The sequence below is a fragment of the Brevibacillus sp. HB2.2 genome (assembly GCF_013284275.1).
Lineage (GTDB): Bacteria > Bacillota > Bacilli > Brevibacillales > Brevibacillaceae > Brevibacillus > Brevibacillus brevis_D.
Window position 1 is genome coordinate 1 of record NZ_JABSUV010000007.1, and the last position, 20907, is coordinate 20907.

A 20907-nucleotide genomic window follows, 5' to 3' on the forward strand; every position below is an offset into this window, starting at 1 on the left:
TGTTGTTGTTTACAGGTGTTTTTCTACATTTATTGGTTATTGATTTTTTACTTCCGTATCAGCCTGAATCAAGTATTGCTCTGGATTGACAGGCTTGTTATCGATGCGAACTTCAAAGTGAAGATGTGCGCCAGCGTCTTTTTCAAGGGTGTTGCGTCCAGCAGACCCGATTACTTGACCTTGTGTCACTTCATCGCCTGGTTTGACTGTAACGCTTTCCATACTTTGATATACCGTAATCATTTTGCCAGCGTGCTCAATCTCAATCTCGTTGCCGACAAGTGGATCGTTCACCACTTTTACTACTTTACCCGCAAGAGCTGCGATGACATCAAAGCCCTTTCCATCCGTGGATACGAGGTCAATACCTGTGTGCGGATAGAAGGTGTTGTCGAAGCTGACCAATGCTTTTTGCTGATTTTCCTTGGAGGCTTTTTCATCGTAGTAGTTCATGCCCACATTGTACTGTACGCCTTTTCCTACTGGCCAAGCGAGTGGTTGTACGCCACTTGTAGCAGGTACCGCTTCTTCGTTTTGCGGTGTAGTCGTCTCAGGAGCTGTAGGAGTTGTCACTGCCACGCCATCTGTGCCATTCGTCATTTTGGATACCGTGTCCATGACATTGCCCTGATACCACATCACAAAAGCGAGAATGATTGCTGCGGTGCCGATGTAGATTGCAGGAAACGCCCATTTCTTGCCCAAAACTTTTTTCCAAGAACTTGCCTTCTTGAATGGAATCGGTTGATTTTGATTTTTTTGATCTTCCATTTTATTCATCACCTCATCCCTCAGTATCGCCAGAATTTTGGCGTATAAACCTGAGAGAGTAGGGAAAAGTAAAAATTTGCTTTTCTTTTAGGCTGGGATTACTCTTTTATACTCTTGCAGACTAATTCCTTGATAGAAGTGTTTGACGATTTGCTCCGCACTTTTGCCGCTTTTGGCCATTCCATTTGCTCCCCACTGGCTCATCCCGACACCATGACCGTACCCTTTGGTCGTAATGAAGACCTGATTGCCACGCAAGTCCAACGTAAAAGAGGAAGAATTCAAATTCAGCTTTTCACGAAACTCTCGGCCAGTAAATTCTTTGCCACCAATGCTGATGGTTCCTACGCGATTTCCGGTTGTACGCGATTCGATCCGATACCAGGAACCACTGGTAGAAGCCTCCTGTGTGAGCTTGACGCCCAAATTCTTTTCTAGCTCCACTGTGGACAGGACAACCGTTTCCTCATAACGAGGAGACTGAATATCCCAAGGACTCGCAACGCTCTTCAAATAAGGGATGGGCTTTTCCCAATATTCATCCGAGTTCTCTGTAAAACCATTACTGGTGGAAAAAAACGTCGCGTCAATGGGCTCGTTCTGATAGGTCAAGATCACCCCTGCTGTCGCCATAACTGCTTGCTGGATGCGTTTGTTTTTCCATTCGTACTGGTCTCCCCAACGTTCACGCCGTTGCTTTTCATCCATATAGACTTGATGCTGCACCGTATCCAAGACCTGACCGCCTGATGGCACATCATCAAACTTGCCCTCTTTTAAACGGCGCACGATATAGGTCCTGGCCGCCAACGCCTGTGCTTTTAAAGCCTCCAGCTCGAACTCGGCTGGCATTTCCGCCGCTACGACTCCCGTAATATACGTTTCTAGCGGCAATGTTTCCACGGCCTTCTTTTCTGTACGGTACACCTTAACCGGAAGAGAGGATGCGGATTCCTTCATCGCCGGTATGGCAGGCTCCGAGACGGCCACAGTTGGCTGACTGACAGGGCTTATTTCTGGTGAAAACCAAAAGACCAGAGCAGCAGGCATCATGACGAGCAAGATCGGCAAAGCGATAAACCACATGAGTAGATAGCGTTTCATGCAAGAGATCCTCCCCGTTACGTACTAGACACGAAAAGTCTTAAATAACCTACTAAAGTCTATGTCCTGCAACAGAGCGGTAGAACGAGAGAATGAGAGAGTCGAGAGAACGAAAAAAAGACCCCCTGCATACGCAGAGAATCTTTCGTTTTTGCCATATGGTTGACGCATTTATCAAGCAAAATTAGGAGAGAAGCTTACTTTGATGGTTTCGGAAACTGCTTTTTCACGAGCTGGAACCACGCGTTCTACATCTGCTCCCAAAGCCAGCAACTTTTCCGTAAAGTTCACGTAGCCACGGTCAATATGGTGCAGGGCAGAAACCTCAGTCTCTCCCTCAGATACAAGCCCAGCCAGTACAAGTGCTGCACCCGCACGCAAGTCAGTTGCTGCTACCTTGCTACCTGTCAGCTTGGAACCGCCTTCGACGATGGCACTGCGGCCTTCGATCTTGATGTTTGCATTCATGCGTCGGAACTCTTCCACGTGCATGAAGCGGTTCTCAAATACTGTTTCGGTCACAATGCTCGTTCCTTCTGAAACAAGCAAAAGCGCCATCACTTGCGACTGCATATCCGTCGGGAAGCCAGGGTATGGCAGCGTCTTGAGGTCAACTGCTTTCAGTGGGCCTGTGCGGCGTACACGAATGCCGTTTTCTTGCTCCTCAATGTCCACGCCCATTTCACGAAGCTTGGCGGTCACGGATTTGAGATGATCGCAAATCGCACCTTCCACAAAGACATCCCCACCAGTAATCGCTGCAGCCACCATGAAAGTACCTGCTTCAATGCGGTCAGGAATGACACAATGTGTGCAGCCCTTCATCTTTTCCACGCCTTCGATGCGGATTGAACCTGTACCCGCACCGCGGATTTTTGCTCCCATTCTGTTCAGGAAGTTCGCCAAATCAACGATCTCCGGCTCTTCTGCCGCATTTTCGATCAATGTGGTTCCCTCTGCCAAAGCAGCGGCCATCATAATATTTTCTGTTGCACCGACGCTAGCGATATCCAGGTAGATTTTCGCACCCTTCAATCGTCCTTCTACCGTCGCTTCAATAAACCCTTGTCCAATTTCGATTTTGGCTCCCATAGCCTCAAACCCTTTTAGGTGCTGGTCGATCGGGCGTGTACCAATAGCACATCCACCCGGAAGAGCGACACGAGCTTGTCCTTTTCTGGCTAAAAGCGGCCCCATCACGAGGAAAGATGCGCGCATTTTGCGGACCAGTTCATAGGACGCTTCTACACTCGTAAGCTTGGAAGCATCGATCGTCAGCACTTCATGATCATATGTAAGGGAGATTCCCATCGATTTCAAAAGGTCGCATATCGTCCGGACATCGTCGAGGCCTGGTACATCTGAGATGACGCAAGTCCCTTCTTCTGCCAAGATAGATGCTGCAATAATAGGGAGTACGGCATTTTTGGCGCCAGATACTTTTACATTTCCAGCCAATGCCTTACCACCACGGACAATAATTTTATCCAATGTGTACCCCTCCGCGTGCTAATATTCCACAGTGATGATTGGTGTACCTACCGTAATCCATGTTCCAGAATGGCTGTCACGATGAGTAGCCACCTGTAGATTCATCTTTTGACCGTTTAACGCGATGAATGATTCCCACATAGGGGTATACCCTGAAATGCTGACAACCGTCTCATCTTGCAAACGTTCTAATTCTGTTGCCTGGAGAGTACCAAAAATCGACAATATTTTACCCTCCTGTTGGTCAACACCCATCTTAACATTGTACAATCCGCGAATACAAGTGCTAATTTGCGGAATAAAGTCGGCGCTTTGCAGGGCATTCATGAAGGTTTCCTGTACTTGTCCAATATATAGTAGCGAATCACGGTTTCCAGATAACTGAAGTACTAGATATACAGAAAATGCTCCATTTTTAGGCACTCCTGTCACCTCGTAGCTCAGATCCACGCCGTTTTGTGTGTATGTAGTCCTATATGCGAGTATGTTGTGTTTACGCGATTGTTCGCTTGGGGAAAACGGAATCTCAAGTTGTTGTGCCCATTTCGTCGCCAACTCTTTTACTTGTTCAGGAAGCAGGCCTTCTCCCATCGCCGTACGCATACGTACCTGAACCGATACACCCGTTGCGCCCGACTCTTCTAGTGCTTTCATCATTTCTGTCACAACCGGCTTTTCTTCCTTTGCTTCTGCAGGCATCCAATACACGGCCCCCATCACGAGCAATAGAGCCAGCACGCACCAACCAGACCATTTCCCCATTGATATCCTCTCCCTATGCTTACATGTATCTCTTTGTACTTCTCATTTTGTACATGTAGCTGGGTGGATATACCAGCGAATCGTCGTCTTTGGGTATTTAGTTGAACAAATTCCCGAATGTCAGGGACCAGCCCAAGTAATCAAGGAAAAAGCGGGACAGTTCATATCCAATCACAATGGAAAGAATAATTTGCAACAGCTTCGCCTGAGCACCATTTGGTTTTTTCAAAATCTTATCAAAGCGAACAGATTGCAACGCCCACCAAGCGAGCCCAATAAACGCAATCGATAAAATGATGCTCAACAAGCCATATACTTCTTGTGACATGCTCGTTACCTCCTCATTGCCCAACCGAGAATCATAGAAAAAGGGACGGCCCGATCACGAGCCATCCCTTCTATTGTACCTGAAGTGCTATTCAGTTACGAGTATCACTGAGAGCTGGGAGAGAGCATGTTCCCGAAATCAAAGGACGGATTGAGATGAATCTGGATATAGTCGGTGACCAGACCCGGGAAAGCACCGAAGAACACGGTAGCGATTGCCATGATGAGAATAAACGTCCAAATGCCTTTTGGCACAACCATCGGTGCTTCGGTTGTCCCAGGACGCATGTACATTTGGCGAATAATCCCAAAGTAGTAGTAGTAGGAAATGACGCTGGTGATGATCATAATTGCCGCCAGCCAGTAGTTTTCTACCACTAATGTACCCATAAACAGATAGAACTTCCCGAAGAAGCCAACCGTAATCGGGATACCTGCCAAGGACAAGAGGAAGATGCTCATCGCAATGGCCATCACTGGTGAGCGATGATACAATCCGGCGAATCCTTTCAAATCCTCTGTCTCTTGCTCACGAGATACAACCATAATCACAGCGAAAGCCCCAAAGCTGACCAGCAAATAACCGAACAGATAGAAGATTACCTCGCTGAAAAAGAGAGAGGTCGGCGGTACAAACGGCACGAGCAAATAGCCCGCTTGCGCAATACCTGAATAAGCCATCATACGCTTGACGTTTGTCTGCCTGAGCGCCATCGTGTTCCCGATAATCATCGAGGCAGCTGCCATCAGCCCCAGATAGAGGCTTCCCTCTTCGAAAAAGAACCGTCCTGATCCCGTTCCATCGGAAACGTTGAAAAACGAGATCATCATCACGCGAAAGATCAGCGCGAAACCTGCTGCTTTTGACACAACAGCTAGGAAAGCAGTGACCGGGGTAGGAGCACCCTGATAAACATCTGGCGCCCACATGTGGTTAGGCGCTGCAGATATTTTGAATGCAAGACCTACTGCGAGAAACGCAAACGCCGTATAGACGAGGAACTGATAGCCCGCCATTCCCGCTTCTGCCAACCGGAATGAGATTTCATAAATATGTGTGGTTCCCGCGAGTCCGTATACGTACGACATCCCGAACAGGAGCACAGCCGTGGCAATACTTCCCGAAACGACGTATTTGAACGCCGACTCGTTGGAAAGCCGCGATTTTTTTCGCAATCCGACCAGTACATAGGACGAGAGAGACAATAGCTCCAGTCCCACGAACAAGGTAATCAAGTCAGCCGACGAAGCCATGACCATAGCCCCGAGAAGCCCGGTCAGCAGCAAATAGTAGTACTCGCCTCTGTGCTGGACTTCTCCTGCTTTCAGATAGGACAGCGAGATGAGAATGGCGAAAGCTGTCCCTGCCAGGAAAATCAGCTTGAACGCATTACCGTAATCATCGATTCGGATCATGTCGATCATGTAGCTGTATGGCTTATCGAGAGCATTCATATTGATGATCACAAAGATCGCCGCTATGACCGTTCCCAGGAAGGATAGCCAACCAATGACCTGCTTGCCAAGGCGCTTGCCCGCAAAAAGATCCAGCAGTGATAAAAAGGTAGCAAAGCCAAGAATGATAAACTCGGGCAGAAGGTAGCTCCAGTCATATGAGAAAATATCTTTAACCTCCATGGATTACCCTCCTATTCCCGTTACGATAGGTACGATCGTTTTCAGCGCCTGCTGCATCGGATTCCCCAGAACTGCCGGATAAACCCCGATGAGAATAATACATCCCAATAGGACTACCATCGGAATGACTTCCATCGGCTGTGCATCAGCAAGTCCTGTACATCTACCCGGAGTAGGGCCAAAAGTCGTTTTCAAGATCGCTCTGAGTAAATAAACCGCGGTGAGGACAATCCCGATCGCTCCCACTGCTGCCATTACTGGCAAACGACCAAACAGACCGAGGAAGGCAAAGAACTCACTAATGAATCCGGACATGCCCGGAAGTCCGAGTGAAGCCATCCCGCCTGCCAATAGCACGCCGCTGACAAACGGCATCGATTTGGCTAAACCGCCCAAATCGTCGAGCATCGATGTCTGCGTCCGATCCCAAATGACACCGATCAAGAAGAAGAGCAGTGCTGAGATAAAGCCGTGCGATACCACCTGGAACATCGCGCCCTGAAATCCGATCGTGTTCATCGATGCGAAACCAAGCAAGACGATACCCATATGGCTGATACTGGAGTAAGCCAGCACCATTTTTAAATCCTTTTGTACGAAGGCCAACACAGCCCCATACAAAATGTTGATAATCCCCAAAACAGCTATCCACGTAGAGAAGTCATAGGCCTGCTCTGGGAAAAAACCGATTCCCATCCGCAAAAGACCGTACGCCCCCATCTTCAGCAAGATACCGGAGTGAATCATGACGATAGAAGGTGGAGCCTGTACGTGAACGCGTAGCATCCACGTGTGGAACGGAAATACTGGCAGCTTGATCGCAAAAGCGATAAATAGCACTAGGAAGATGCCAAAACGCATTTCCGGCGTAAGGATTTCGGTTATCGGATGCCCTGGTGTCGTCAGGATCGCCGTGATTTCATCGATATTGAGCGTCCGCATGATGACAAAGATCACAATAAAAGCCAGTAGCATGATCCCTGAACCGATTCCGTTATACAACAGGAATTTGTTCGCTGCTTGTTCGCGCTCTCCATATCCCCAAATCCCGATGAGGAAGTACATTGGTACGAGTGTGAGCTCAAAGAAAATGAAGAACAGAAACAGATTGTCTGCAGCAAAGACTCCCAACATGCCGATCAACAGCAGGTGAAACAGGATAAAATACTCCTTCTGCCTCTTCTTGATCTGCCACGAAGCAATTGCTGCGAGGGTACCGATAATCGCCGTCAGCAAAATCAATGGCATCGAAATACCATCTATACCGAGTTCATAGTTGATCTCAAAAGCAAAGACTGTGCCTTCCTGAGCCATTCCAATCGGAATCGAAATCCAGCTGTGCTTTTCTACAAACTGCAGATTGGCTGTCTCGTAATTAAACATGCCGAACATCCAACCTGCCAAGATAAGTGCCGGCAACGTTCCATAAATCCCGACCTGCTTGATCACACCTGCATGTCGACTGGGGATAAAAGCCATGACGATAATCGCCAGCAGCGGAGAGAACACCAGTGATGACAAAAGGATATTACCCAAAGAGTCCACCTCCCTTGGCCGTCAAACTGATGGCGATGATCAATAGTAACAGACCGAATATGACCATTGCCCCATAGGACTGGATCTGCCCACTTTGAACTCTTGCGTGCAAAGATCCGATTCCTTGGGTAATTTTTGCTGTTAATCCAACCAAACCATCCACAATGTACTTATCAAATACATCCAGGACGAATCCAATCCAGCCAAGTGGACGAACAATGACGTTGTGATACAGCTCATCGATGTAGTACTTCTTGTATGAGAGCTGATAGAGCCACGGCATTGTTTCTGGAATGGTGTCCGAGGAGATGGATTTCTTGCCGTACATCAGGTAAGCCAACACGACTCCGAGAATAGAGATCAACAGTGCCACAATCTGCAACCAAGCTGCTGCGTGCTCACTGCCTCCCCCAAATATGCTCGTGATCGCCGTCCCCGTGTTCGTTGACAACAACCAATCAGAGAGTAATGGCGCGTACGGTGTATTCACAAAGCCTGCAACAACCGCAAGCAATGCCAAGACCAAGAGCGGGCCTGTCATGACTCCTGGAGATTCGTGCGCTTCGTGCTTGCCACGTGCCTTCCCTGCAAATGTCAGGAAGAACAGACGGAACATATAGAATGCGGTAAAGAATGCTGCGAGCAGCGCGATGAACAGCAAATCGTAGCGATGCGCTCCGTAAACAGCCCCCAGAATCGCTTCTTTCGACCAGAAACCAGCGAACGGAAAGATCCCCGCAATCGCCAAGCAACCGATCAAGAAAGTCAAAGCGGTAATCGGCATCTTTTTCCACAAGCCACCCATTTCGAATACATTCTGCGTATGTACGGCATGGATGACACTACCTGCTCCAAGGAAGAGCAATGCTTTGAAAAACGCGTGCGTCATCAAATGGAAGGAACCTGCTACATAACCAGCAGCACCAGCTACACCCAATGCCATCATCATGTATCCGAGCTGACTGACTGTGGAATAAGCCAAGACACGCTTGATATCCCGTTGGGTCAGGCCGATCGAAGCTGCAAATATGGCGGTGAATCCTCCTACATACGCCACAACTGTCAAAGCCGTATCGGATGCGATAAACAGCGGATAGGTAGCAGCGACCAAATAAACACCAGCCGCGACCATCGTTGCCGCGTGAATTAATGCAGACACAGGTGTTGGACCTTCCATGGCATCAGGCAACCATGTATGAAGCGGAAATTGACCTGATTTCCCCATGGCCCCAACGAAAATGAGGATCGCCGCTAGTGTAATCATCCATGGTTCCAATCGTCCGAGTGCGATACTCTCAAAAATTGCCCCGTACTCGAAGCTTCCGGTCCACCAGAACAATAGACATATCCCGATGAACAGACCCAGATCCCCGATGCGTGTAACGATAAAAGCCTTTTTGGCAGCCGCTTTTGCCTCATTCTTGAAGTAGTAGTAGCCAACGAGCAGGAAGGAGCATACCCCGACCAGCTCCCAGAAAATATATACTTGCAACAAATTTGGCGAGATGACTAATCCCAGCATAGAGAACGTGAACAGCGCCAGGTATTGATAAAACACTGGAAAGCGTTCATCCCCATGCATGTAGCCTTTGGAATAGATTTGGACCAACAGACTGACCAATGTCACAATGACGAGCATCATGGCATTCAGCGGATTCACTTCGAATCCCATGTTGATCACGATATCGCCGATATGCAGCCAATCAATCACATAATTGTAATCAGTTCCCCCACCCTGGAATCTCTCCCAGAAGATGAGCACTGCGATTCCAAAAGAAACAGCCGTCAGGGTAATGCCCACTATGGCCGCTCCTTCTTTCAATTGGCGACCAAATGAGACGATCACGATGAAAGCAAGAAGCGGAAACAGAGGGATCAGCCAGGCATAGTGCATTAGAGTATCCATCTTTGTCCTCCTTTTCAGGTTTCCCTCTTATCGTTTCATTTGGTCCATTTCGTCTACATTCACGGTCTCCTTGTTGCGGTACAGCGCAATCAGAATCGCTAGCCCTACGGCAACCTCGGCAGCTGCAACCGTCATCGTAAACAAGGTAAAGATTTGTCCCGTCACAGATGGATACAGTCCGAACTTGGAAAAGGCAACCAGGTTAATATTTACAGCATTCAGCATCAGCTCGATTGATAACAAGACGACGACTGCATTTCGCTTCGTCAATGCGCCGTACAGGCCTACGCAAAAGAGAATCAGAGCGACCATTAAGTAGGAGGAAATGCTTACTGTCATTCGTTATCCCCCTCCTTTTTCGCCATGATGATCGCACCGACCAACGCGACCAACAACAGAACCGACAACAGCTCAAATGGTATGACGAATTTGGTGAATACTTCGATACCGATTTCTTTTGCATTGTTTACAGGAGCATTTGCAGGTGACGGTGGCGCAGGCCACGGTGTATTTTGCACACCCCAGAACAATAATCCGAACAGAACGATTACGAAGAGCAAGATAAAACGGTTTTTCCATATCCGGCCTGTTCCCTCATCGTTCGCATCGTGCTTGGTCAGCATGATTCCAAAGAGCATCAAAATGGAGATAGCCCCTGAATAAACCAGAATTTGTGCGACCCCGACGAACTCCGCTCCCAGCAAAACAAACAGACCTGCAATGCTGATAAACGTAACACCCAATGAGATTACCATGTGAACGACGCGCGTAAAGCTGATCATAAACACCGCGCCACCGATCGTCAGAAGGGACAGGATAAAAAAGGCAACGAATTCGCCTGTCATACTAATTCTCCTCCCTGACGTTCGTATTGTTGTCGTCTAGCCATTTCAAGTCTTTGTACAATTCATCCCGGCTATAGGCAGCCAGCTCGAAGTTATTTGTCATTACAATCGCTTCAGTGGGACAAACCTCTGTACACAGATCGCATAAAATGCACAACTCAAAATTGATATCATACGTATCGATAATCTTTCCCTTTTTCTCCGGATCAGGATGGGGCTTCCCTGTCAGTTGAATACACTCCGTCGGACAAATGCGTGCGCATTGGTTGCAGACGATGCATTTTTCAGGAGAAAAGTGCTGAATACCGCGAAAACGAGGCGGCATTGGAAAGGGCACATCCGGATAGAAATGGGTTACTTTTTTCTCCGTGAGCTTTTTAAATGTATACCCCAGGCCTTTGGCCAGTCCTAGCATGTGTGTCACCCCTCAGGATTTGAGAACTTGGCTGCACCACGTTTTTGACGAAAGCTAGCTTTTGACGAAGTAAGCCTATGGCGAAGCCTGCGCTATGAAAACAGTGGGACTTAGTCGTTTTCGATCAAGTCGCTACTAGAACATGCCATTTTGGTAAGAAACCACTACAGCTGTAAGCAGGATGTTGAACAATGCCACGGGCAACAGCACTTTCCAAGCAAACGACATCAGTTGATCGACACGTAAGCGCGGCATTGTGGCGCGAATCCAAAACTGGAGGAAGACGTAAACAGAAAATTTAAGGATAAACCAAACGATTCCCGGAATGAAGTCCAGCGATGGATGAATCGGCAACCATCCACCAAAAAAGAGAATCGTGATCAAGGCACCCATCCCGAACATGTACACATACTCCGCCAGCATGAACATCGCAAAACGGAAACCGGAGTACTCGACGTGGTAACCGCCAACGAGCTCCGACTCTGCTTCCGGCAAGTCAAACGGCGTACGATTCAGCTCGGCCTGGGCAGCAATGATAAATACAGCAAATCCGATAAACTGCGGAACAATATTCCATACATCCCGCTGCGCCTCGACAATATCTTTGAGATTCATGCTGCCCGTCAATAGAACGATACCCACCACGGACATGACCAGCGGTACTTCATAGCTGATCATCTGCGCAGCAGAGCGGAGACCCCCGATCAGCGAGTACTTGTTATTCGAGGCCCAACCAGCCGTGATCACACCTAATACGGTGATCCCAGACAAGGCGATGTAGTACAACAGCCCTATTCCCAGATCAGCGAACCGAATGCTGTCCGTAAAAGGCATGACCGCCAATACGGCAAAAGCAGGGGCGTAGGCCAATATTGGTGCTAGAGTGAACAACGCTTTATCAGCATGTTGCGGACGAATATCTTCCTTTAGTAGCAGCTTGGCAACATCCGCAACCGTCTGGAGAAGTCCCAATGGTCCTACTCGATTCGGCCCGATGCGCAGCTGCATCCACCCAATCACTTTACGCTCGAAGTAAATAGCGTACGTAACGAATCCCAACACGACGGCAAGCAGTAATACTGCCGCTATGATAAACCAAAGTGTGGTCCCCCATGAGGGTGCTTGCTGCAAGAGAGTATTCATCAACAGTCAACCTCCCCGAGCACGATGTCGATACTGCCCAGGATAGCAACCATGTTCGAGAGGTTTTCCCCCTGCAACAGCTTAGGCAGAATTTGCAGATTGGTAAACGAAGGCCGTCTGAACTTCAATCTCCACGGTTTATCCTTACCTTGACTGGCAATGTAACAACCAATTTCTCCCCGCGGTGACTCAATGCGCACATATGTCTCCCCAGCAGGCGGGCGAATTACACGTGGTACTTTGCCCATGACTTCGCCTTCACTTGGAAATTGCTCCAATGCCTGCTCAAGAATTCGCAGAGATTGTTCAATTTCAGCCATGCGCAGATGATAGCGCGCCATGCAATCTCCCTCAGTCGCTGTTGGCACATCAAATTCAAAACGATCGTAAATGCAATACGGTTCGTCCTTGCGCAGATCCCACTTGACACCTGTCGAGCGGAGCATGACACCTGATAGCGAGTAATCCAACGCCGTTTTTGTATCGAACTTGCCGATTCCATTGAGACGGTTAATAAAAATCTCGTTACCCGTCACCAGCTGATGGTAGTTATTCAATTCCTTCTTCATATACTGGACAAATTCTTTGGCTTTGTCTGTCCAGCCTGGAGGTGCATCCCATTTCACTCCGCCTACGCGCATGTAGTTAAAGGTCATCCGCGCCCCGCACAGTTCATTAAACAAATCGAGGATCGTCTCCCGATCACGGAATGCATATAGGAAGGGCCCCATCGCACCAATATCCAAAAGAAACGTTCCCCACCAAACCAAATGGCTCGCCACCCGGTTCAACTCCATTGCGATCAATCGTAGAAACTGAGCTCGTTCTGGAATCTCCAACCCCATCATCGTTTCTACTGCGTGACAGAGAACGTAGTTGTTGGTCATGGCGGACACGTAGTCCATACGGTCTGTATAAGGAATAATTTGCGTATAGGTCAAGTTTTCTGCCAGTTTCTCTGTACCTCGATGCAGGTAGCCCATGACCGGAATCGCTTCTTTAATGGTTTCCCCATCGATTTTTACTACCAAACGAAATACTCCGTGTGTACTTGGATGCTGTGGACCTACGTTTAATAACATCTCTTCCGTACGAAGTCCTGTTTCAGAAGAGGTATCAACATGAGTCGTGAGGATGTTATGGTTCATCTGCTAAACCTCCTCGTCGTATTGCACATAATCTTTGCGCAGCGGATACCCTACCCAATCATCCGGCAACAGGATTCGACGTAAATCCTTATGTCCCGGGAAATGAATACCCAAAAGGTCAAAAGTCTCTCTTTCATTCCAATTTGCGCCATGCCAGAGGTCCATTACAGAAGCAACTTTTGACTCTTCTCTGCTCGTTTTGACCTTTACTGCCAAGCTTTGACGATTTTTGTAGGAATAAAAGTGGTAGTATACCTCCAGGCGATCCTCGTAATCGACACCGTGAAGATCGGACAGGTACTCAAAACTCAATTGCTCATCATCTCTTAAAAATTGGGCAACTTGATGCCAACGTTCATTTTGAATGGTGAGAGTCGGAACTTCCTTACCTAGCTCGTTAATATACGAAGCCTCGATGACTTCCTGTCCAAATGCTTCGGAAATTCGTGAAACGTATTTATCAAGATAGGGCTGGTTTTTGGAAGGCGCTTTCGGCGCTTCCTCTGCCGGAGTCTCATCCCCAGTTGCTTGCGTTGCTTTTGCCTTCGCTACTGCGGCGGCGGCTGCTTTGGCTTTTGCGGCAGCGGCGGCCTTCGCCTTGGCATCGTCATCACCGGATTCATCGCCGCCTGCTTCACGAGCGGCTTTTGCCTTAGCAGCAGCTGCGGCGGCAGCCTTGGCTTTTGCGGCAGCGGCGGCCTTCGCCTTGGCATCCGCATCTGGAGCGGAATCAGCTGTATCTGCTCCCTTTTCCGCGGCTTCTTTTGCTTCCTTCGCTGCTTTTGCCTTGGCTAGTGCTTCTGCAGCAGCCGCTTTCTTGGCTGCGGCTTTTTCTTCCGGCGTCATTTCCGACACTGGCTTTGCTGGCGGTGGAGTAGCTTCCGCCTGTTCCTTCGCCGCTTTTGCCTTGGCAATCGCTTCAGCCGCTGCTGCTTTCTTGGCTGCAGCTTTTTCCTCAGGTGTCATTTCCGACACTGGCTTTGGTTTCGGTTCCGGAGCAGAGACTTCCTCTTGTGGCTCTTGCGATGCCTCTACTTGGCTCGCCTCTTGGGAAGCCTGCGCTTCCTGTTCTCTTAATTTTCGCAAAGCTTCCGCCTTGGCACGGGCTTCAGCGGCTGCCGCTGCCTTTTCCTCCGGCGTCGGCTTGCGTTTCTCGTCGCTCATAGATTGGTCACCTGCTTCCCAGTCTTCGCTTCGTAACGGATTTTTTCTTGGAGCTTATTGATTCCGTAGATCAAAGCGGCAGGGTTAGGCGGACAACCCGGAATATATACGTCGACAGGCACAATCTGGTCTACACCTTTTACAACGCTGTACGAGCGCACGTACGGACCTCCCGCTGTCGCACAGGAGCCCATGGCAATCACCCACTTTGGTTCAGGCATTTGATCATACAGCCTGCGCAGCAGTGGTGCCATCTTTTTCGTGACGGTTCCGGCTACGATCATGACATCAGATTGTCTTGGGGATGCTCGAAAAATAACGCCAAACCGGTCGAGGTCATAACGCGCCCCACCCGTTCCCATCATCTCGATTGCGCAACAGGCCAAGCCAAAAGTTAATGGCCACAACGAGTTACTGCGAACCCATCCCTTCACTGTTTCCAATGTCGTGAACATGACGTTGCGATTCAATTCCTCTTGCAATTCAGGCGCAATGCTTGTCAGATCTAGTTCCATTCCAGCACCTTCTTTCTCCACGCGTAAATCAATCCTACGACGAGCAAGGATATAAAGATGACCATCTCGACTAAGGCAAAGAGCCCCAGTTCTTTGTAAGCGACGGCCCACGGATACAGAAAGAGTGTTTCTACATCAAAGATGACAAACATGAGGGCAAAGATGTAATACTTCACGTTGAAACGCACCCAACTGTCACCAACAGGAATGTTACCGCTTTCATAAGTAGTTTGCTTCTCCCGTGTCGGTTTCTTTGGACGAAGTAATGGACCAACAAAACTGACTGTAGCCACGGGCAACAGCACACCAAGAATCAAAAAGATCGCGACAATCACATAATTGTTGGTATAGATGTCACTCACCCACGTTCCCTCCGCTCTTGAGAAAGGTATGAATCGTCTTGCGCTGTCCTCCAGAAGAAGTCGAGACTCCCTCAAAAGGGTACTGCTCGCAGCATCAAAGGTGTAGGTATGAACGCTGTCGCTAAATGATACTGCTAGGGGTTGTTCAATAGTCGTCTTTTGATCACGAAGTAATTCTGAAAGCTGATTCGACATCGAAACTGGCGCTCACCCTCGAAGTCCGGTGCTCATGTAGGTCCCCTACACTCCGCTCCTCCTTCTTCAGGGTCTCGCCACTTTCTCGATGCTGAAAAGACGTCTTTTGAACCAGTGTTGCTAGAAAAAAATACCTTTATCATTATAGCAAATAGCCAATAGGGTGTCTAACGAAAGCCTTCCTTTTGTGCCATATAAAGGGAAAAAACTCAGAGATTTCTCCCTGAGTTTTTCCAGCATAGTATGATGACCAAACGAATATGCCCGTCTGGCCCTGCTATTCTCTTAATTATTGAACATTGTTAGAAAATTGCTGTCCGAGGAAATCCTCGTAAATGCGCTCCCATACAATCGTGAAGTTCATCTTCTCGTCTTCTGGGATTTCCAGCATATTTTCAATCGCTTCTTCCATATATGGAGTCAGCTTGATCAGAACCTCTGCCAGCATTTGATCATTGGTGTTCAGCAATTGCTTCATTTCTGCTTTGGACATGCTGAACGTATTTTCTTCTTGCTCGTGCAGCTTCATCACAAGGCGGCTAAACATCGGATGAACCAATGCTTCCAATTTAATATGAGCCAATGCAAGAGATTCTGCTTCACTCAGCTTGAACAACTCAGATGCATCTGGGAATGGATAAACCGGTACATCCCAAGCATCTCCATTATCGATTACCAGACCCCACTTCACGAAAAGCTCAATCGCTTCGTCAAGAGATGTCGGATATGCATATTCGGAACGACTCATGAATGCTTTGAATCTGTTCAAGAGGTTTACATAGCCTTTAAAATCCTCTTCAGACTTAAAGCCTTCTTGAACAGGCTCGGTGAATGTGCCTTTTAATGCATCGAACTCGTCCAGAGCTTTTCTCATCTCTTCTTTAGACTCATGCTTCGTTACCACATAGCACATTGCTTGGAAAAGAACATTCATTTCATGAGATAGCACGCTTGTCCAGCCATTAGCCGCAAAGCTGCTAGGAATCACTACGCCATCTTGATTGTGGCGGATATCGCGAACGGTTTGCATCAATTACACTCTCCTTTAATCCCAATAGCCAATGCCGCTTTTTCCCGCTGTTTATCATGATAACGTAGCTCGTCGGCAGGGCATTAGGTCTATTATACACAGAAACATTAGGCAATTACCAACTGGAAATATCATGCCCGATTTCCATTGCTCGTCATTCATTACCCTATAACCGAAAAATCCCCGCAGCCACATGGGCGCGGGGATATCAAGCTTACGCTTTACTTCGATACGTCGAGACGTGCCATCGCACGTTGCAGCGCGCGTTCTGCACGCTTGACGTCGAGCTCGGCATATTTCTCAGTCAAACGCTTTTCAGCACGCTCTTTCGCTGCCTTCGCGCGTTCAACATCGATGTCTCCCGGCAATTCAGCCGTTTCAGCAAGGATGGTCACTTTATCGCCGCGCACTTCCATGAAGCCGCCGCTTACAGCCATCTTTACTTCTTTATCGCCTTCTGTCTTAATCCGAACTGGCGCTGTTTTCAGCGGGGTTACCAACGGCATGTGGTTCGGCATAATACCAATTTCCCCTTGCAAGCCGCGAGCAATCACCATTTCAGCCTGACCGCTGTAGACAACCCGTTCAGGAGTTACGACTTCAACTGTCATCTTACTCACTTACTCGTCTCCCCTTTCCAGGGTGTCTTACGCCATTTTCTTCGCTTTTTCTACCGCTTCTTCAATTGTACCTACGTACAGGAACGCGCCCTCTGGCAGGTGGTCATGCTTACCTTCGAGGATTTCCTTGAAGCTGCGAACAGTTTCCTTCAATGGCACGTATTGGCCTGGGTTACCAGTGAACTGCTCGGCAACGTGGAAGGACTGGGACAAGAAACGTTGAATGCGGCGTGCGCGTCCAACTACTTGCTTGTCGTCGTCGCTCAACTCGTCCATACCGAGAATCGCGATGATATCTTGCAGTTCTTTGTAACGTTGCAGGATTTTTTGAACGCTACGAGCCACATCATAGTGTTCTTGTCCTACAATATCAGGAGCCAGAGCACGGGAAGTGGATGCGAGTGGGTCTACCGCAGGGAAGATACCCAGCTCAGCGATGGAACGCTCCAAGTTCGTTGTAGCGTCCAAGTGAGCAAACGTAGTAGCAGGAGCCGGGTCAGTGTAGTCATCCGCTGGTACGTAGATCGCTTGAATGGACGTTACGGAACCTTTTTTCGTGGAAGTAATACGCTCTTGCAGCTGACCCATTTCGGTAGCCAATGTTGGTTGGTAACCTACCGCAGATGGCATACGGCCCAAGAGAGCAGAAACTTCGGAACCCGCTTGTGTAAAGCGGAAGATGTTATCAACAAAGAGAAGAACGTCGCGGCCTTCTTCATCACGGAAGTATTCCGCCATAGTCAGACCAGTCAACGCTACACGAAGACGTGCACCAGGCGGTTCGTTCATCTGACCGAATACCATCGCGGTTTTCGGCAGTACGCCTGCGTCTTTCATCTCGTGGTACAGGTCGTTACCTTCACGGGTACGCTCACCTACACCAGCGAATACGGAAATACCACCGTGCTCTTGCGCGATGTTGTTGATCAGCTCTTGAATAGTAACGGTTTTACCTACACCCGCACCACCAAACAGACCGATCTTACCACCCTTGATGTACGGAGCCAAGAGGTCAATAACTTTGATACCTGTTTCCAGGATCTCAACAGTCGTTGCTTGGTCTACGAACTCAGGAGCTTTACGGTGAATTGGGTCACGACGATCTACTTGACCGAGTTCTTGCAGGTCGATCGGCTCACCCAATACGTTAAATACGCGTCCGAGGGTAATTGCACCCACTGGAACGGAGATAGCTGCACCGGTATCAACTGCTTCCATACCACGAACCAAACCGTCAGTGGAAGACATTGCAACGGTACGAACCAAGTTATCGCCCAAATGAGTAGCAACCTCAACAGTCAAGTCGATGTCGCGCTCACCGGCACTTTGTGCTTTATGTTGAATCTTGATCGCATTGTAAATGGCAGGCAGGTGTCCGCGGTCGAACTCGACGTCAACAACCGGACCCATTACCTGAACCACACGTCCATTCGCCATCTTACTTCTTCCCTCCTGTAAAGCTAAATTGGGAGCTATTCGCTGCCACTAAGCCTGTGCGTTTGCACCTGCAACGATCTCGGAGATCTCTTGTGTAATGGCTGCCTGACGAGCACGGTTGTAGCTCAACGTTAAACGGTTGATCATATCCGTAGCATTGTCTGTCGCGTTGCCCATTGCAGTCATACGGGAACCTTCTTCTGAAGCTTTTGCTTCGAGAAGTGCACTGTAAACCAGTGTTTCCGCATATTTCGGCAACAGGTCCGCCAATACTTCTTCCGAGGACGGCTCATACTCGTAATTGATTGCGCGCGCATTGTTGCTCTCGGGAGCTTCCAATGGCAGCAATTGTTTTACGGTAGGTATTTGCGAAATTGCACTTTGGAACTTGTTGTAGCACAGGTACAGTTCGTCAATCTGCTCGTTCTCGAACATTTGGACTGCTGCACCAGCAATTTTCTTGATATCAGCAAAGGCTGGGCTGGTTGGCAGACCTGTCACTTCATCCAAAAGCGGGTAGTTCCGTTTGCTGAAGAAGTCACGACCTTTGCGGCCAATCACAAAAATACCGTATTCATCCTTGGACTTGTGCTTCTCGTTAATGGTATTTACCACTTTACGGAGAATGTTGGCATTGTAACCCCCAGCAAGTCCACGGTCGGAAGTGATGACAATATAACCAGTCTTTTTCACAGGACGATTTTGCAACATTGGATGTTTGGAACCAGAAGTCCCACTCGCGATGCTTGCAATCACTTCTTGGATCTTGTCAGCATACGGGCGTGCCGCCTCAGCTTTATCCTGGTTACGGCGAAGCTTTGCAGCCGCCACCATTTTCATCGCTTTCGTGATTTGGCGCATATCTTTCTTACTTTTGATACTGCGTCGAATCTCACGTATTCCTTTAGCCACTCGTTTTCACCACCTTGAGGACGCATGCACGGGCAAATCGCCCGGCATGCATCTGATGTCTATCAGGTTAACGATTAGCGAGTTACCGAAAAGCCTTTTTTGAACTCTTCGATCGCTGCGTTGAATTCTTTTTCATCTGGAAGGTCTTTCGTTGTGCGGATGTGCTCCAACAGTTGCGGTTTGTTGGAATCCAAGAAAGACAACATCTCTTTCTCAAAACGGCGCACTTCTGCTACTGGAATGTCATCCAGGAAACCTCTTGTAGCGCTATAGATAGAAGCAACTTGCTTCTCAACAGGCATTGGATCGAATTGACCTTGTTTCATGATTTCCATCAAACGCTCACCACGGGTCAGACGAGCTTGGGTCGCTTTGTCCAGATCGGAACCGAACTGAGCAAACGCAGCCAACTCACGGTATTGAGCCAACTCGAGCTTGAGTGGACCTGCTACCTTTTTCATCGCCTTGATTTGCGCGGAACCACCTACACGGGATACGGAAAGACCGGTGTTAACCGCTGGACGTTGACCTGCGTTGAACAAGTCTGTCTCCAGGAAGATCTGACCGTCCGTGATGGAGATCACGTTCGTTGGAATGTATGCGGAAATGTCACCCGCTTGGGTTTCGATGAATGGCAGAGCCGTAATGGAACCAGCGCCCAGATCATCAGACAGTTTCGCAGCGCGCTCCAGCAAGCGGGAGTGCAAGTAGAATACGTCACCAGGATATGCTTCGCGACCTGGAGGACGACGGAGCAAGAGGGACATTTCGCGGTATGCAGCAGCCTGTTTGGACAGGTCATCGTATACGCACAGAACGTGTCCGCCTTTGTACATGAAGTACTCAGCCATTGTTACACCTGTATATGGAGCCAGGTACAACATTGGAGCTGGGTCAGACGCAGTAGCAGAAACGATGATTGTGTATTCCAGAGCCCCTGCTTTACGCAGAGTTTCTACGATGTTTGCAACGGTAGATTGCTTTTGACCAATTGCAACGTAGATACAAATCATGTCTTTACCTTTTTGGTTGATGATCGTGTCGAGCGCCACTGCTGTTTTACCAGTTTGGCGGTCACCAATGATCAACTCACGCTGTCCACGACCAACTGGGATCATCGCGTCAATCGCTTTGATACCTGTTTGGAGTGGTTCGTGTACGGATTTACGTGCCATAACACCAGGAGCTGGGCTCTCGATTGGACGGAAACCGTTATTTGCAATAGGGCCTTGACCATCGATTGGTTGACCCAGTGGGTTTACAACGCGGCCGAGCAGCGCTTCCCCTACTGGAACTTCCATAACGCGGCCGGTACGTTTTACAGTATCGCCTTCCTTAATGTCGCGGAAAGGTCCCATAATAACGACACCCACGTTATCTTCTTCCAAGTTGAGTACCATACCCATTACGCCATTTTGGAACTCGAGCAGCTCCCCTTGCATGGCCTTTTCCAAACCGTGAACACGAGCAATACCGTCACCTACTTGGATGACTGTGCCTACATCCACAACTTCGATTTCAGATTTAAAATTAGCGATCCGCTCTTTAATGAGGGAGCTAATCTCTTCTGGTCTGATTGCACTCAC

Annotated in this window: 21 protein-coding genes; all 21 read right to left on the reverse strand. The window is 48.6% G+C overall.

The window, feature by feature from the left end; genetic code table 11:
- Positions 1 to 36 precede the first annotated feature (36 nt).
- The 21 genes from HP401_RS06515 to atpA all read right to left on the reverse strand — a co-directional run bounded on the left by HP401_RS06515 (position 37) and on the right by atpA (position 20907).
- Positions 37 to 771: a M23 family metallopeptidase gene (locus tag HP401_RS06515; RefSeq protein WP_015893602.1), complete on the reverse strand. Its 735-nt coding sequence runs from the start codon at positions 769 to 771 to the stop codon at positions 37 to 39.
- 87 nt (positions 772 to 858) lie between these two features.
- Complete coding sequence (gene spoIID, locus HP401_RS06520) at positions 859 to 1875, reverse strand: stage II sporulation protein D (RefSeq protein ID WP_173604489.1); 1017 nt, start codon at positions 1873 to 1875, stop codon at positions 859 to 861.
- A gap of 174 nt (positions 1876 to 2049) precedes the next feature.
- A complete protein-coding gene (gene murA / locus HP401_RS06525; protein WP_173604490.1) occupies positions 2050 to 3366 on the reverse strand; it encodes a UDP-N-acetylglucosamine 1-carboxyvinyltransferase in 1317 nt (438 codons plus the stop codon).
- A gap of 18 nt (positions 3367 to 3384) precedes the next feature.
- The gene (locus HP401_RS06530) at positions 3385 to 4128 is read right to left on the reverse strand and encodes a YwmB family TATA-box binding protein (RefSeq protein ID WP_173604491.1); all 744 of its coding nucleotides are present in this window, start codon (positions 4126 to 4128) and stop codon (positions 3385 to 3387) included.
- Between the two features lie 97 nt (positions 4129 to 4225).
- A complete protein-coding gene (locus HP401_RS06535) occupies positions 4226 to 4456 on the reverse strand; it encodes a DUF1146 family protein (RefSeq protein WP_087341724.1) in 231 nt (76 codons plus the stop codon).
- Between the two features lie 104 nt (positions 4457 to 4560).
- Positions 4561 to 6093, reverse strand: a complete 1533-nt coding sequence (gene nuoN / locus HP401_RS06540; RefSeq protein ID WP_173604492.1) for an NADH-quinone oxidoreductase subunit NuoN — start codon at positions 6091 to 6093, stop codon at positions 4561 to 4563.
- A 3-nt stretch (positions 6094 to 6096) separates the two neighbouring features.
- Entirely contained in the window at positions 6097 to 7629 is a 1533-nt protein-coding gene (locus tag HP401_RS06545) for a complex I subunit 4 family protein (protein WP_173604493.1), read from the reverse strand.
- The gene (gene nuoL / locus HP401_RS06550; RefSeq protein WP_173604494.1) at positions 7622 to 9535 is read right to left on the reverse strand and encodes an NADH-quinone oxidoreductase subunit L; all 1914 of its coding nucleotides are present in this window, start codon (positions 9533 to 9535) and stop codon (positions 7622 to 7624) included. Before nuoL ends, HP401_RS06545 begins: the two co-directional genes overlap by 8 nt.
- A 27-nt stretch (positions 9536 to 9562) precedes the next feature.
- On the reverse strand, positions 9563 to 9874 hold the full coding sequence (gene nuoK, locus HP401_RS06555; RefSeq protein WP_007722089.1) for an NADH-quinone oxidoreductase subunit NuoK: 312 nt from the start codon (positions 9872 to 9874) through the stop codon (positions 9563 to 9565).
- The gene (locus HP401_RS06560; RefSeq protein ID WP_173604495.1) at positions 9871 to 10380 is read right to left on the reverse strand and encodes an NADH-quinone oxidoreductase subunit J; all 510 of its coding nucleotides are present in this window, start codon (positions 10378 to 10380) and stop codon (positions 9871 to 9873) included. The genes nuoK and HP401_RS06560 overlap by 4 nt, the downstream gene beginning before the upstream one ends.
- 1 nt (position 10381) lies before the next feature.
- Entirely contained in the window at positions 10382 to 10795 is a 414-nt protein-coding gene (gene nuoI, locus HP401_RS06565; RefSeq protein WP_064200411.1) for an NADH-quinone oxidoreductase subunit NuoI, read from the reverse strand.
- A gap of 135 nt (positions 10796 to 10930) precedes the next feature.
- Positions 10931 to 11941, reverse strand: a complete 1011-nt coding sequence (gene nuoH / locus HP401_RS06570) for an NADH-quinone oxidoreductase subunit NuoH (RefSeq protein ID WP_015893612.1) — start codon at positions 11939 to 11941, stop codon at positions 10931 to 10933.
- Entirely contained in the window at positions 11938 to 13086 is a 1149-nt protein-coding gene (locus HP401_RS06575) for an NADH-quinone oxidoreductase subunit D (protein WP_016740195.1), read from the reverse strand. The genes nuoH and HP401_RS06575 overlap by 4 nt, the downstream gene beginning before the upstream one ends.
- A 3-nt stretch (positions 13087 to 13089) precedes the next feature.
- Entirely contained in the window at positions 13090 to 14250 is a 1161-nt protein-coding gene (locus tag HP401_RS06580) for an NADH-quinone oxidoreductase subunit C (RefSeq protein ID WP_173604496.1), read from the reverse strand.
- Positions 14247 to 14765 (reverse strand): NuoB/complex I 20 kDa subunit family protein, encoded by a 519-nt coding sequence (locus tag HP401_RS06585; protein WP_007725455.1) that lies wholly within the window; start codon positions 14763 to 14765, stop codon positions 14247 to 14249. The genes HP401_RS06580 and HP401_RS06585 overlap by 4 nt, the downstream gene beginning before the upstream one ends.
- Positions 14756 to 15127: an NADH-quinone oxidoreductase subunit A gene (locus tag HP401_RS06590; protein WP_015893615.1), complete on the reverse strand. Its 372-nt coding sequence runs from the start codon at positions 15125 to 15127 to the stop codon at positions 14756 to 14758. Before HP401_RS06590 ends, HP401_RS06585 begins: the two co-directional genes overlap by 10 nt.
- Before the next feature lie 484 nt (positions 15128 to 15611).
- On the reverse strand, positions 15612 to 16352 hold the full coding sequence (locus HP401_RS06595) for a DUF6042 family protein (RefSeq protein ID WP_016740193.1): 741 nt from the start codon (positions 16350 to 16352) through the stop codon (positions 15612 to 15614).
- Positions 16353 to 16573: 221 nt separating this feature from the next.
- Positions 16574 to 16972 (reverse strand): F0F1 ATP synthase subunit epsilon, encoded by a 399-nt coding sequence (locus HP401_RS06600; RefSeq protein WP_016740192.1) that lies wholly within the window; start codon positions 16970 to 16972, stop codon positions 16574 to 16576.
- Between the two features lie 27 nt (positions 16973 to 16999).
- The gene (atpD, locus tag HP401_RS06605; protein ID WP_015893618.1) at positions 17000 to 18409 is read right to left on the reverse strand and encodes a F0F1 ATP synthase subunit beta; all 1410 of its coding nucleotides are present in this window, start codon (positions 18407 to 18409) and stop codon (positions 17000 to 17002) included.
- Between the two features lie 48 nt (positions 18410 to 18457).
- Entirely contained in the window at positions 18458 to 19321 is an 864-nt protein-coding gene (gene atpG / locus HP401_RS06610) for an ATP synthase F1 subunit gamma (protein WP_015893619.1), read from the reverse strand.
- 74 nt (positions 19322 to 19395) lie between these two features.
- On the reverse strand, positions 19396 to 20907 hold the full coding sequence (atpA, locus tag HP401_RS06615) for a F0F1 ATP synthase subunit alpha (protein ID WP_015893620.1): 1512 nt from the start codon (positions 20905 to 20907) through the stop codon (positions 19396 to 19398).

What these genes read in the sequence shown, in the direction of transcription:
- nuoL (WP_173604494.1), bottom strand. Translation starts at nt 9,535, where the DNA reads ATGGATACTCTAATGCACTATGCCTGGCTGATCCCTCTGTTTCCGCTT.
- spoIID (WP_173604489.1), bottom strand. Translation starts at nt 1,875, where the DNA reads ATGAAACGCTATCTACTCATGTGGTTTATCGCTTTGCCGATCTTGCTC.
- HP401_RS06595 (WP_016740193.1), bottom strand. Translation starts at nt 16,352, where the DNA reads ATGCAAACCGTTCGCGATATCCGCCACAATCAAGATGGCGTAGTGATT.
- HP401_RS06560 (WP_173604495.1), bottom strand. Translation starts at nt 10,380, where the DNA reads ATGACAGGCGAATTCGTTGCCTTTTTTATCCTGTCCCTTCTGACGATC.
- HP401_RS06530 (WP_173604491.1), bottom strand. Translation starts at nt 4,128, where the DNA reads ATGGGGAAATGGTCTGGTTGGTGCGTGCTGGCTCTATTGCTCGTGATG.
- nuoI (WP_064200411.1), bottom strand. Translation starts at nt 10,795, where the DNA reads ATGCTAGGACTGGCCAAAGGCCTGGGGTATACATTTAAAAAGCTCACG.
- HP401_RS06575 (WP_016740195.1), bottom strand. Translation starts at nt 13,086, where the DNA reads ATGAACCATAACATCCTCACGACTCATGTTGATACCTCTTCTGAAACA.
- HP401_RS06535 (WP_087341724.1), bottom strand. Translation starts at nt 4,456, where the DNA reads ATGTCACAAGAAGTATATGGCTTGTTGAGCATCATTTTATCGATTGCG.
- HP401_RS06585 (WP_007725455.1), bottom strand. Translation starts at nt 14,765, where the DNA reads ATGGAACTAGATCTGACAAGCATTGCGCCTGAATTGCAAGAGGAATTG.
- HP401_RS06515 (WP_015893602.1), bottom strand. Translation starts at nt 771, where the DNA reads ATGGAAGATCAAAAAAATCAAAATCAACCGATTCCATTCAAGAAGGCA.
- nuoN (WP_173604492.1), bottom strand. Translation starts at nt 6,093, where the DNA reads ATGGAGGTTAAAGATATTTTCTCATATGACTGGAGCTACCTTCTGCCC.
- HP401_RS06580 (WP_173604496.1), bottom strand. Translation starts at nt 14,250, where the DNA reads ATGAGCGACGAGAAACGCAAGCCGACGCCGGAGGAAAAGGCAGCGGCA.
- atpD (WP_015893618.1), bottom strand. Translation starts at nt 18,409, where the DNA reads ATGGCGAATGGACGTGTGGTTCAGGTAATGGGTCCGGTTGTTGACGTC.
- nuoK (WP_007722089.1), bottom strand. Translation starts at nt 9,874, where the DNA reads ATGACAGTAAGCATTTCCTCCTACTTAATGGTCGCTCTGATTCTCTTT.